The organism is Delftia sp. Cs1-4 (assembly GCF_000214395.1).
GTDB classification, from domain to species: Bacteria; Pseudomonadota; Gammaproteobacteria; order Burkholderiales; family Burkholderiaceae_C; genus Comamonas; species Comamonas acidovorans.
Genome location: NC_015563.1, coordinates 1,382,387 through 1,394,671, shown reverse-complemented (window position 1 = coordinate 1,394,671; position 12,285 = coordinate 1,382,387). Strand labels below are relative to the sequence as shown.

8 protein-coding genes are annotated in these 12,285 nt (G+C 67.3%); 5 read left to right on the top strand and 3 right to left on the bottom strand.

Annotated elements, in window-relative coordinates:
• Positions 1 to 129 precede the first annotated feature (129 nt).
• The 4 genes from DELCS14_RS06155 to DELCS14_RS06140 all read left to right on the top strand — a co-directional run bounded on the left by DELCS14_RS06155 (position 130) and on the right by DELCS14_RS06140 (position 6,604).
• Positions 130 to 1,179 carry a bifunctional riboflavin kinase/FAD synthetase gene (locus DELCS14_RS06155; RefSeq protein WP_013800901.1) on the top strand — a complete coding sequence of 350 codons (1,050 nt, stop codon included), beginning with the start codon at positions 130 to 132 and terminating at the stop codon, positions 1,177 to 1,179.
• A gap of 105 nt (positions 1,180 to 1,284) precedes the next feature.
• Positions 1,285 to 4,140 (top strand): isoleucine--tRNA ligase, encoded by a 2,856-nt coding sequence (gene ileS / locus DELCS14_RS06150; RefSeq protein ID WP_013800900.1) that lies wholly within the window; start codon positions 1,285 to 1,287, stop codon positions 4,138 to 4,140.
• 20 nt (positions 4,141 to 4,160) lie between these two features.
• Positions 4,161 to 4,676 carry a signal peptidase II gene (gene lspA, locus DELCS14_RS06145; RefSeq protein ID WP_013800899.1) on the top strand — a complete coding sequence of 172 codons (516 nt, stop codon included), beginning with the start codon at positions 4,161 to 4,163 and terminating at the stop codon, positions 4,674 to 4,676.
• 263 nt (positions 4,677 to 4,939) lie between these two features.
• Entirely contained in the window at positions 4,940 to 6,604 is a 1,665-nt protein-coding gene (locus tag DELCS14_RS06140) for a Na/Pi cotransporter family protein (protein ID WP_013800898.1), read from the top strand.
• A 6-nt stretch (positions 6,605 to 6,610) separates the two neighbouring features.
• Here DELCS14_RS06140 and DELCS14_RS06135 read toward each other — a convergent pair whose 3' ends face one another.
• Together DELCS14_RS06135 and DELCS14_RS06130 are read right to left on the bottom strand one after the other, a co-directional pair.
• Positions 6,611 to 7,435, bottom strand: coding sequence for an NUDIX domain-containing protein (locus tag DELCS14_RS06135; protein WP_013800897.1), 825 nt, complete (start codon positions 7,433 to 7,435; stop codon positions 6,611 to 6,613).
• Positions 7,432 to 8,412 carry a quinone oxidoreductase gene (locus tag DELCS14_RS06130; RefSeq protein ID WP_013800896.1) on the bottom strand — a complete coding sequence of 327 codons (981 nt, stop codon included), beginning with the start codon at positions 8,410 to 8,412 and terminating at the stop codon, positions 7,432 to 7,434. Before DELCS14_RS06130 ends, DELCS14_RS06135 begins: the two co-directional genes overlap by 4 nt.
• 136 nt (positions 8,413 to 8,548) lie before the next feature.
• Between DELCS14_RS06130 and DELCS14_RS06125 the strand changes: the two genes are divergently transcribed.
• Complete coding sequence (locus DELCS14_RS06125) at positions 8,549 to 9,451, top strand: DMT family transporter (protein ID WP_013800895.1); 903 nt, start codon at positions 8,549 to 8,551, stop codon at positions 9,449 to 9,451.
• Here the strand turns inward: DELCS14_RS06125 and DELCS14_RS06120 are convergent.
• The gene (locus DELCS14_RS06120; protein WP_013800894.1) at positions 9,426 to 12,176 is read right to left on the bottom strand and encodes an EAL domain-containing protein; all 2,751 of its coding nucleotides are present in this window, start codon (positions 12,174 to 12,176) and stop codon (positions 9,426 to 9,428) included. The genes DELCS14_RS06125 and DELCS14_RS06120 overlap by 26 nt on opposite strands.
• Between the last annotated feature and the right edge of the window lie 109 nt (positions 12,177 to 12,285).

Genomic DNA, 12,285 nt, shown 5'->3' with positions numbered 1-12,285 from the left:
CGGGAATGCAGCCAGTGCACAGGGCCTGCAAGGCAGGCCTTATCGAGGCAATATACTCTGTTTCCATGTCGGATTGACAGCCTGCGCTGGCTGCGCGCGTGCCAGCCGCTATTGAAAACAAAGCGTCCCATGAAGATTTTTCGAGGCTTCAACCATCCAGGGCGGGAATCGGCCTGCGCCGTGACCATCGGCAATTTCGATGGTGTCCACCGCGGCCACCAGGCCATGCTGGCCCTGCTGTCGGCCGAAGCTGCACAGCGTGGTGTGCCCACCTGCGTGCTGACCTTCGAGCCCCATCCGCGCGACTACTTCGCCCAGACCCTGGGACGGCCTGAAATCGCTCCGGCGCGCATAGGCACGCTGCGCGACAAGCTGTCGGAGCTGGAGCGCTGCGGGGTGGACCAGACCGTGGTTCTGCCTTTCAACCAGACGCTGGCCAGCCAGTCGCCGCAGGCCTTCATCGACGAAGTGCTGGTGGCGGGCCTAGGCGCGAAATACGTGCTGGTTGGCGACGACTTCCGCTTCGGCACCCAGCGTGCGGGCGACTACGCCATGCTGGATGCGGCAGGCCAGCGCCAGGGCTTTGATGTGGCCCGCATGAACAGCTACGAGGTGCACGGCCTGCGCGTGTCCAGCACCCATGTGCGCGCAGCCCTGGCCGAGGGGCGCATGCAGGACGCCGCGCGGCTGCTGGGCCATCCCTACACCATCTCCGGCCATGTGGTGCACGGCCGCAAGCTGGGCCGCAGCCTGGCCGAGAGCCGCCAAGGCGCGGGCGACGGCTTTCGCACGCTGAACCTGCGCTTCAACCATTGGAAGCCCGCGGCCAGCGGCATCTTCGCGGTGCTGGTCCACGGACTGCATGAGCGTCCTCTGCGCGGCGTGGCCAACCTCGGCGTGCGCCCTTCCCTGGACCCGACGGATGTCAACGGCGGGCGCGTCCTGCTGGAGACGCATTGCCTCGATTGGCCCGGCGCGCCGGGAGGCGAAGAGGCCTACGGTAAAATCATCCGCGTGGAACTTCTGCACAAACTGCACGAGGAGCTGAAGTACGACAGTCTCGACGCCCTCACCGCCGGCATCGCCAAGGACTGCGATGACGCGCGCGCGTTCTTCGCCACCATCCACACGCCCATCTACACCGAGACCCGTCGCCAGACCACGCGCGACCGAATTTGACGCTCTCCGTCACCTGCCCGGGCGCGGGTGCGCACCAGGCTTCCCTCCCCTTTTTCCGTGCCTGGACCAGACGGTCCGGGCTCTGGCCTGCTTTCAAGGTTCTCCATGTCTGATTCGAAAGTCTCTCCCAACGCCAATGCGGGCTATCGCGCCACGCTGAACATGCCCGACACGCCCTTCCCCATGCGCGGCGACCTGCCCAAACGCGAGCCGGGCTGGGTCCAGGAATGGGAGGACAAGGGGCTCTACAAGAAGCTGCGCGACGCGCGCCACGGTGCGCCCAAGTTCATCCTGCATGACGGCCCGCCCTACGCCAACGGCAAGATCCACATCGGCCACGCGGTGAACAAGGCGCTCAAGGACATGATCGTCAAGAGCCGCCAACTCGAAGGCTTCGACGCGCTGTACGTGCCGGGCTGGGACTGCCACGGCCTGCCCATCGAGAACGCCATCGAAAAGCTGCATGGCCGCAACCTGCCGCGCGACGAGATGCAGGCCAAGAGCCGCGCCTTCGCCACCGAGCAGATCGCCCAGCAGATGGTGGACTTCAAGCGCCTGGGCGTGCTCGGCGACTGGGACCATCCCTACAAGACCATGAACTACGCCAACGAGGCCGCCGAGCTGCGCGCCCTCAAGCGCGTCATGGAGCGCGGCTTCGTCTACCGTGGCCTCAAGCCCGTGTACTGGTGCTTTGACTGCGGCTCCTCGCTGGCCGAGTTCGAGATCGAATACGCTGACAAGCAAAGCCAGACGCTGGACGTGATGTTCCCTACGGCCGAGCCCGACAGGCTGGCGGCCGCCTTCGGCCTGCCCTCGCTGGCCAAGCCAGCCTTCATCGTCATCTGGACGACGACGGCCTGGACCATCCCCGCCAACCAGGCGCTCAACGTCAACCCCGAGCTGGAATACAGCCTGGTGGACACCGAGCGCGGCCTGCTGATCGTGGCCTCGGCCCTGGTCGAGAAGTGCCTGGCACGCTGGAAGCTCGAAGGCCAGGTCGTCGCCACCGCCGTGGGCAGGAAGCTGGACCACCTGCAGTTCAAGCACCCGCTGGCCGATATGGACAAGGGCTTCGACCGCGTCTCGCCCGTGTTCCTGGCCGACTACGCCACGGCCGATGACGGCACCGGCATCGTGCACTCGGCCCCCGCCTATGGCGTGGACGACTTCAACAGCTGCATGAACAACGGCATGACGCGCGAAGACATCCTGAGCCCCGTGCAGGGCAACGGCGTCTACGCACCCGAGCTGCCGCTGTTCGGTGGCCAGCACATCTGGAAGGCCACGCCCGCCATCATCGACGCGCTCAAGCTGGCCGGCCGCCTGATGGACACCAAGACCATCACCCACAGCTACCCGCACTGCTGGCGCCACAAGACGCCCGTGATCTACCGCGCCGCAGCCCAGTGGTTCATCCGCATGGATGAGGGCGAGGGCGTGTTCACCAAGCCCGGCGACAAGCCCGCGCAGACGCTGCGCCAGATCGCACTGGAGGCCATCGAGCACACCCAGTTCTACCCGGAGAACGGCAAGACCCGCCTGCGCGACATGATCGCCGGCCGCCCCGACTGGTGCATCTCGCGCCAGCGCAGCTGGGGCGTGCCCCTGCCCTTCTTCCTGCACAAGGACAGCGGCGAGCTGCACCCGCGCACGATGGAAATCATCGACCAGGCGGCCGCCATGGTCGAGCAGGGTGGCATCGAGGCCTGGAGTCGCGTGACGGCCGAGGACATCCTGGGCGCCGAGGAGGCCGTGCACTACACCAAGAGCACCGACATCCTCGAAGTCTGGTTCGACTCGGGCTCCACCTTCTGGCACGTGATGCGCGGCACGCACGCCGAAATGCACCACGACCAGGGCCCCGAGGCCGACCTCTACCTGGAAGGCCATGACCAGCACCGCGGCTGGTTCCATTCGTCGCTGCTGCTGGCCTCGGCCATCTTCGGTCGCGCGCCCTACCGCGGCCTGCTGACGCACGGATTCACCGTGGACGGCCAGGGCAAGAAGATGTCCAAGTCGCTGGGCAACACCGTCGCCCCGCAGGACGTGAGCAACAAGATGGGCGCCGAGATCATCCGCCTGTGGGTGGCCTCGACCGACTACTCGGGCGACCTGGGCATCGACGACAAGATCCTGGCCCGCGTGGTGGATGCCTACCGCCGCATCCGCAACACGCTGCGCTTCCTGCTGGCCAACGTCAGCGACTTCGATGCTGCGCAGGACTCGGTTCCCACCGAAGAGCTGCTGGAGATCGACCGCTGGGCCCTGGCCCGCGCGGCCCAGTTCCAGGCCGAGCTGCTGGCGCACTACAAGGTCTATGAATTCCACCCCGTGGTGGCCAAGCTGCAGCTGTTCTGCTCGGAAGACCTGGGCGGCTTCTACCTGGACGTGCTCAAGGACCGCCTGTACACCAGCGCGCCCAAGAGCCTGGCCCGCCGCAGCGCCCAGACCGCCCTGCACCAGATCACGCATGCCATGCTGCGCTGGATGGCGCCCTTCCTGTCCTTCACGGCCGAAGAGGCCTGGAAGGTCTTCGGCGACAGCGAGTCCATCTTCCTGGAGACCTACACCGACCTGCCGGCCGGTGACGAGGCCCTGCTGGCCAAGTGGGCGCGCCTGCGCGAGATCCGCGACGTGGTGAACAAGGACATCGAGGCCGTGCGCACCGAAGGCCGGGTCGGCTCCTCGCTGCAGGCCGAAGTCAGTGTCTCGGCCCAGCCCGAAGACCTGGCCCTGCTGCAAAGCCTGGGCGACGACCTGAAGTTCGTCTTCATCACCTCGGCGGCCGAGGCCCTGGCAGGCGAGGCCCTGCAGGCCGCCGTCACACCCAGCAGCCATGCCAAGTGCGACCGCTGCTGGCACTACCGTGCCGACGTGGGCATCAACCCCGAGCACCCCAGCCTGTGCGGCCGTTGCGACAGCAACCTGCACGGTGCTGGCGAAGAGCGCCACAAGGCGTAATCAACCCCTGAGGCGCTGCCATGACCCCTACCTTTGCTGCGGTCCCCGAATCCCGCAACAGCCGCATCTGGCCCTGGCTGGCCTGGTCGCTGGCGATCATCGCCATCGACCAGCTCACCAAGCAGTGGATCCTTGGTGCCTACCAGCTGGGCGACTGGACGCCGATCACGGGCTTCTTCAACATCGTGCGGGCCCACAACACGGGCGCCGCCTTCTCGTTCCTGGCCGGAGCGGGCGGCTGGCAGCGCTGGCTGTTCGTGGGCATCGGCGTGGCGGCCACGCTGCTCATCGTCTGGCAGTTGCGCAAGCATCCGGGGCAGAAGCTGTTTTGCTTCTCGCTGGCCAGCATCCTGGGCGGCGCCATCGGCAACGTGGTGGACCGCCTGCAGCACGGCTACGTGGTGGACTTCCTGGACTTCTACTGGGGCCGTTCGCACTTTCCGGCCTTCAATGCCGCCGACATCGCCATCAGCGTGGGCGCGGGCCTGCTGATCCTGGACGAGGTGCTGCGCGCACGGCGGGCCAAAAGAACCTGATCCCCGCCGCGGCGCACGCCACGACAGCCAGCCCAGCCCCTCCTGCGAGGGGCTTTTTCATGGAGGCTGCCGGCAACTGCGTGCCGACGGGCTTTCTCCTCGGGTTTTCCTGAGTGCGTTTTTGGTCAACCGAAATTCTTTTTGATTCGTTTTATTTCTACAATTTTCTTTATTTCGCACCAAACTGTGCGCTCATGCGGCCGACTCTCCTGCGCGCAAGCCGGGACCGGGGTTATATTGGTCCGCTTCTCCGCTCACAGCACATGAAGCACTTACTCAATCTACTGGCCGCCATCGCCCTGCTGGTCTGGGGCACGCACATGGTCCGCACCGGCGTGCTGCGGGTGTTCGGCGCCAACCTGCGCGACCTGCTCGCCCACAGCATGAGCAACCGTTTCTCGGCTGCGCTGTCGGGTTTGGGTGTGACTGCGCTGGTGCAGTCGAGCACGGCCACCTCGCTGATGACCTCGGCCTTCGTGGGCCAGGGCCTGATCTCGCTGCCGGCCGCGCTGGCCGTGATGCGCGGCGCCGACGTGGGCACGGCGCTGATGGCCGTGCTGTTCTCCACCGACCTGTCCTGGCTGTCGCCGCTTTTCATCTTCGTGGGCGTGGTGCTGTTCATCACCCGCCAGGACACCACGGCCGGGCGCATAGGCCGCGTGCTGATCGGCCTGGGCGTGATGCTGCTGGCGCTGCGCCTGGTGGTCGAGGCCACCGAGCCGCTGCTGGAAGCCCCCGCCGTGCGCACCCTGCTGGGCTCGGTCACCAGCGATATCTTCATGGAGTTGCTGCTGGGTGCGCTGCTGGCCGTGATGGCCTATTCCAGCCTGGCCATCGTGCTGCTGATCGCGGCCATGGCCAGCTCGGGCGCGATTCCCATGGAAGTGGCACTGGGCCTGACGCTGGGCGCCAATATCGGTAGCGGCCTGGTGGCCGTGCTGACCACGGCCAAGTCCAGCACCGAAGTGCGCCAGGTCACCATCGGCAACATGCTGTTCAAGATCATGGGGGTGGCCATCGTCGCGCCCTTCCTGGGGCTGTGGGCCACCTACGTGATGCCGATGATCGACGGCAAGGGCCAGAACATCGTGCTGTTCCACCTGGCCTTCAACATCTTCAACAGCCTGTGCTTCATCGGCCTCACGCAGACCGTGGCGCGCTGGGTGACGGCCTTGCTGCCCAAGCCCGAGGCCAGCTCCACCAGCCTGCTGCGCCCGCGCCACCTCGACCCCTCGGCGCTGAGCACGCCATCGCTGGCCATTTCCTGCGCCGCGCGCGAGGCCCTGCACCAGGCCGACATGGTCGAGTCCATGCTGATCGGCATGCAGCGGGTGCTGGAGACCGACGACCTCAAGCTGTCCCAGGAACTGCGCGAGCTTGAAGGCACGGTGGACGATCTGTACTCGGCCATCAAGTACTACATGACCAAGATCTCGCGCGCCGAACTGGATGAGCGCGAGGGCCAGCGCTGGACGGAAATCATCAGCTTCACCATCAACATGGAGCAGATCGGCGACATCATCGAGCGCGTTCTGCTGGACATCGAGGACAAGAAGATCAAGAAGGGCCGCCAGTTCTCCGAGGCCGGCACGCAGGAGATCCGCGAGCTGCTGCACCACCTGCTGGACAATCTGCGCCTGGCAATGAGCGTGTTCCTCAACGGCAATGTGCGCGAAGCGCAGAAGCTGCTGGAGGAAAAGGCGCGTTTCCGCGACCTGGAGCTGGCCTACTCGGCCACCCACCTGGCGCGCCTTTCCGACAACACCGTCTCCAGCATAGAGACCAGCTCGCTGCACATCGACCTGATCAGCGATCTCAAGCGCATCAACTCGCTGCTGTGCTCGGTGGCCTACCCCATCCTCGAATCGGCCGGCGCCCTGGCGCCCAGCCGGCTCAAGGAATCGGCACTGAACAAGACGGCGCGCTGAAGCGTTTCACCAGCCCAGCCAGGCCACCAGCACCTGGGTGGCCTCGGGCGTGAAGCGGCCCTGCAGCAGCCATTCGACGAGCTGGTCGCGCTCGATCAGCGCAAAGGCCTGGACCTCGCCATCCTGGTTGCCGGGCTCCAGCGCCGGCGGCACGGTGGCGCTGAACCAGTCGATGCGCTCGCGCATGAAGCCCCGGCCCTCGGCCTCGTCACTGGGGCGCTCGAACAGCACATGGCCGCCATGGCGCAGGCCCTGCAGCTCGGCCACGCGCAGGCCGGCCTCTTCCCAGGTTTCACGCTCCACGGCCTCGGCCACGGTATCGCACGCGGCCACCATGCCGCCCATCAGCGTGTCCCACATGCCGGGGTTGGTGGGCTTGTTGTCGGCGCGCTGCTGCACCCAGATGCGGCCATCGGCCGTCTCGCCCACCAGGTGCACGGCCTGGGTGGCAATGCCCAGCGGGCGCACGGCGCCGCGCTCCACGGTGGCAATGCGCTGGCCCTGGACGTTGCACACGGCCAGTTGCTCATCGCGCCAGGGGCCGCTGTGGCCCGTGGCACGCAGCACCCGGGCCAGGGCGTTGAGCAGGACCGTGGCATCGCCCTGGCCTTGCAGATGCCATTGGCCGGCCTGCAGGCACAGTGCCACGCCGTGGGCATGCATCACATCGTCCGGCAGCAGCGCGGCCAGGCCGTCTTCCAGCGAACCTGTTTCCTGCCCCGCCACCAGCAACGGCCGGCGCGGCTGCAGCGCGGGCTGGCGCGTGTCGGCGCGCAGGCGGCACAGCCAGGCCTGCACGGCCGGGTCGGCAAGGTGCTTTGACACACTCATGGCAGCAGGATGGTGGAGCCCGTGGTCTTGCGCGCCTCCAGGTCCAGGTGCGCCTGGCGCACCTCGGCCAGCGGATAGCGCTGGTCGATATGGATCTTCACGGCACCGCTTTCCACCACGGCGAACAGATCGTCGGCCATCGCCTGGGTGGCCTCGCGGCTGGTGATGTGGGAGAACAGGGTCTGGCGCGTCACATACAGCGACTTGGCCGCGAGCACGGCAGGAGCGAAAGGCGCCACGGGGCCCGAGGCGTTGCCGAAGCTCACCAACAGGCCGAAGCGCCGCAGGCAGGCCAGCGAGCCTTCCCAGGTGTCCTTGCCCACGCTGTCGTAGACCACCTTCACACCCTGGCCGCCCGTGATCTCCTGCACGCGCTCGGCGAAGTTCTCGCTGCGGTAGTTGATGGCATGGGCTGCACCGTTGGCCAGGGCAAGCGCGCACTTCTCGTCCGAGCCCGCGGTGGCGATGAGCTGCAGGCCCAGGGCCCTGGCCCATTGGCAGGCGATCAGGCCCACGCCACCGGCCGCCGCATGGAACAGCACGGCATCACCCGGTGCCAGGCCCTCGACCGGAATGCATTTCTTGAGCAGGTACTGGGCGGTCAGGCCCTTGAGCATCATGGCGGCGGCCGTCTCGAACGCAATGGCATCGGGCAGGCGGCACACGCACATGGCGGGCATGACGCGCACTTCGCTGTAGCTGCCCGGAGGATTGCTGGCATAGGCCACGCGATCGCCCACGCCCAGGTGCTGCACGCCGGCCCCCACGGCCTCGACCACGCCTGCGCCTTCCATGCCCAGGCTCAAGGGCATGGGCAGCGAGTACAGGCCCGAGCGCTGGTACACATCGATGAAGTTCAGGCCCACCGCATGGTGGCGTATGCGTACCTCGCCTGGCCCGGGCTCGCCCACGGCGACCTGCACCAGCTCCAGGACTTCGGGGCCGCCGTTGTGGCGGATCTGCACTGCAATACCCATGGGAGCACTCCTGCAAAAAGCGACAAGAGCGGCATCGTGCCATGTTTCGGCCCGCCTCGCGGAACACGGCAACGCATGGCCGGCGCAAAGAGCGCGCAACGCCTATAGTGGCGAGCCCGAAAGCCGGATGATCCCGATGAGCCAGCCGCTGAAGCCTTCCACCGCCGCCATCCTGACGCTGCCGCCGCTGCTGTGGGCCGGCAATGCCATCGTGGGCCGCATGGTCCATGACCTGATCTCGCCCTTCGCGCTGAATTTCCTGCGCTGGGCCATTGCCTTCATGCTGCTGCTGCCGCTGGCGGGATGGGTGCTGCGCCGGGACAGCTCCGTCTGGCCGCAGTGGCGCCAGTTCGCGCTGCTGGGATTGCTGGGCATCGGCTGCTACAACGCCCTGCTGTACCTGGCGCTGAAAACATCGACGCCGCTGAATGCCACCCTGGTCGGCTCCAGCATGCCGGTGTGGATGCTGGCCGTGGGCCGCATCTGCTGGGGCATTGCCGTGAGCCGCCGCCAGTTGCTGGGGGCCGCGCTGTCGGTGCTGGGCGTGGCCGTGGTGCTGTCGCGCGGCGATCCGCAGGTGCTGCGCCAGCTGCAGCTGGTGCCGGGCGACCTGTTCATGGTGCTGGCCACGATCCTGTGGGCCTTCTATACGTGGCTGCTGTCCAGGACCAGCGTGTCAGGACAGCTGCGCGCGGACTGGTCGGGCTTTCTGCTGGCACAGATGGTCTTCGGCCTGATGTGGTCCGGCCTGTTCACGGGACTGGAGGCCGCATCGGGACATTTTCACCTTCAGGCAGGGTGGCCGCTGCTGGGCGCCCTGCTGTTCATCGCCATCGGGCCAGCCATCCTGGCCTATCGCTTCTGGGGCCTGGGCGTGCAGCGCAGCAGCCCTGCGGTGGCGGGCTTCTTCGGCAATCTGATGCCCCTGTTCACCGCCTTGCTGTCCATTCCGCTGCTGGGCCAGACGCCGCAGCTGTACCACGGGCTGGCCTTCGCGCTCATCGTGGGCGGCATCATGGTGTCTTCGCGCCGGGCATAGCCTTTGGCAGGCCATGCGCCACGGTGCGCACGGGCACCTTGGCCAGCAACTGCTCGAACGCGCGTATGGGCACGGGCGGGCTGAACAGGTAGCCCTGGAAGTATTCGCAGCCGTAGTGCGCGAGCAGGGCGCGCTGCTCCAGGGTCTCCACGCCTTCGGCGATCACATCCAGGTTCAGGTTGCGCGCCATGCCGATGATGGTCTGCACGATCACGTCATCGGTATGGCGCAAGCCCAGGTGGCGCACGAAGGACTGGTCGATCTTGAGCTGGTTCAGCGGCAGCTGGGTGAGATAGGTCAGCGAGGAGTGACCGGTGCCGAAGTCGTCCATGGAAAAGCACACGCCATGGCTGCGCAGCTGCTTCATCTTGTCGATGGACTCCTGCACGTTCTCGATCACCAGCGACTCGGTCAGCTCCAGCTTGAGCAGATGGGGCGCAATGCCGGCATTGCGCACCTGCTCGATGACCTGGGAGGCGAAGTCCTGGTGCCGGAACTGGCGGGCACTGACATTCACGGCCACCTGCAGATGGCGCAGCCGCGCATCCTTTTGCCAGATCGCCAGTTGCTCGCAGGCCGTGCGGATCACCCACATGCCCAGCGGCACGATGATCTCGCTTTCCTCGGCCACGGCAATGAACATGCCGGGCGGCACCAGGCCGCGTTCGGGGTGGCGCCAGCGCAGCAGGGCTTCGGCGCCTATGACCTCGCCGGCCAGCGTGAACTGGGGCTGGTAGTGCAGCTCGAACTGGGACTGCGCCAGGGCCTGGCGCAGGTCGCCTTCCATGCGCACGCGCTGGTGGATTTCCACCTGCATCTGCGGATCGAAGAAGCACAGGCCGCTGCCGTTGCGCGCCTTGATCTGGTACATGGCGATGTCGGCCTGCTTGAGCAGCTCGGCCGCCGACTGCGGCTGGCGGCCGAACAGCGTGGCGCCAATGCTGCAGGCGCTGCGGTGCAGGTGGGCGCCCAGCACATAGGACTGGTTGAGCCGCGCCAGGATCTTCTCGCCAATGCGCTGGGCCAGCGTGGCCGCCTCGGCAGGCTCGTGCGACAGCTCGCAGAGCATGACCACGAACTCATCCCCCCCAAGGCGCGCCACCGTGTCCGAAGATCGCACGGCGCTGCGCAGGCGGTGCGCCACCTGCTGCAGCAGCTGGTCGCCCACTTCGTGGCCCAGCGTGTCATTGAGCATCTTGAACTGGTCCAGGTCCAGGAACAGCAGCGCCCCGGTCCAGCCTTCGCGTGCGGCCAGCACCGTGGCCTGGGCCAGGCGGTCCAGCAGCAGGCGGCGATTGGGCAGGCTGGTCAGCGGATCGTAGAAGGCCAGGCTCTCGATCTCGGCGGTGGCCAGCCGGATATCGGTGACATCGTTGTAGGTGATGACCACGCCGTCCTCGGCGGCCAGCCGTGCCGTCATCTGGACAAAGCGGCCGCTGGGCAGTTGCTGCTCAAAGGGCACGCCAGGCCGCAGCACCAGTTGGCGGTGCAGGTCCTTGGCCTCGTCGGCCTGCGCCGGCGCCGCCGCCAGACCCACGGCGCTGGGGCAGGAATCGAGCAGCGATTGCAGGGGCCGCCCAGGCTCCAGCTGGTCCGCGTGCCAGGGGAACATTTCCTCGTAGCAGCGGTTCCAGCGCAGCACGCGCTGCTGCGAATCCAGCAGCAGAAAGCCGCTAACCATGCTGTCCAGCGCCTGGTCCAGCCACTGCTCGGACCGCTGGGCCTGGCGCCGCGCGGCATGCAGGCGGTCCATGTAGCGGTGCACGGTCCAGCCCAGCACGGCCAGCAGCACGCCGAAGATCATCACGGCCAGCACCATCAGCCAGGCAGCCACGCGCCAGCCGGCCAGCACGGAGGACATGGGCAGGCTGGCCGTGACCCACAGATGTCCCTTGGGCAGCGGATGCGCAGCCACCAGGGCAGGCACGCGGCTCAGGCGTGCGGCCATGTGCATGACGCCGCTGGACGGCAGCTGCGACGTCGTCGGCAGCAGCCGCACAGCGGCGACATCGCCATACTGGGGCATGGACAGCAGCAGCTCGCCGCTGCCCTGCTCCAGCGTGACCTCCAGGCCATCCAGCACACCGCCCTGGGCCAGCACGGCGCCCAGCGCCGCAGCCGGCACCTGCATCAGCACATAGCCGCCCTGCTCCGCCCGGCTCAGGGGCCGCACAAGGTACAGCATGCGCTCGCCACCCGGCACCTGCGGCGCGACGGAGGGTGGACTTGCCAGCAATTCGGAGCGGCTTTGGCCCGCCAGGCGCTCCCAGGCCTGCGCAGGCAGGTCGATGACCGGGCCATCGCCCGAAGCGGCCAGTTCCCGGCCCTGGATATCGTGCACCGAGGCGCGCTGCGCCAGCGTGTTCTGCCGCACCATGGTGTGCAGCATTTCCTGCAGTTGCGGCTGCGATGCCGATGCGGGGTTGCGCGAACCCAGCAGTTCGTCCACGCCCAGCGCCAGGGCGTCCAGGGATTCCAGGCTGCGGCTGATGGCCGCCTCGGTGCCCAGCACAAAGCGCACCAGGCGCAGCGAAGCCTCTTCCTGCGCCGTGGTCCGCATGCCGCTGAGCAGCCAGACCATGGCGGCCGCCAGGGCCACCGTCAGCAGCACCAGCATCAGCGCCAGGGTATGGCGCATGCGCGCAGGGCTTGCGGCCGCTGCCGGGCCGGGCGCGCGGACGGGGTCGGCCGCCGCCCAGTCCGTCTGATGGGGCTGGCCCGTCATCTCCGGGCTCCCTGCATGGCGTTTGGAATGGGCAGGCTGCGGCAAGGCCGCTGGCCACGATGCAGGAACGGGACTGTCAAGGCTGCACCTGCCCATGGACCGCTCGGCA

Coding starts and splice junctions, on each gene's coding strand:
- lspA (WP_013800899.1), top strand. CDS start 4,161: ATGACCCCTACCTTTGCTGCGGTCCCCGAATCCCGCAACAGCCGCATC.
- DELCS14_RS06130 (WP_013800896.1), bottom strand. CDS start 8,412: ATGGGTATTGCAGTGCAGATCCGCCACAACGGCGGCCCCGAAGTCCTG.
- DELCS14_RS06135 (WP_013800897.1), bottom strand. CDS start 7,435: ATGAGTGTGTCAAAGCACCTTGCCGACCCGGCCGTGCAGGCCTGGCTG.
- DELCS14_RS06125 (WP_013800895.1), top strand. CDS start 8,549: ATGAGCCAGCCGCTGAAGCCTTCCACCGCCGCCATCCTGACGCTGCCG.
- DELCS14_RS06155 (WP_013800901.1), top strand. CDS start 130: ATGAAGATTTTTCGAGGCTTCAACCATCCAGGGCGGGAATCGGCCTGC.
- ileS (WP_013800900.1), top strand. CDS start 1,285: ATGTCTGATTCGAAAGTCTCTCCCAACGCCAATGCGGGCTATCGCGCC.
- DELCS14_RS06120 (WP_013800894.1), bottom strand. CDS start 12,176: ATGACGGGCCAGCCCCATCAGACGGACTGGGCGGCGGCCGACCCCGTC.
- DELCS14_RS06140 (WP_013800898.1), top strand. CDS start 4,940: ATGAAGCACTTACTCAATCTACTGGCCGCCATCGCCCTGCTGGTCTGG.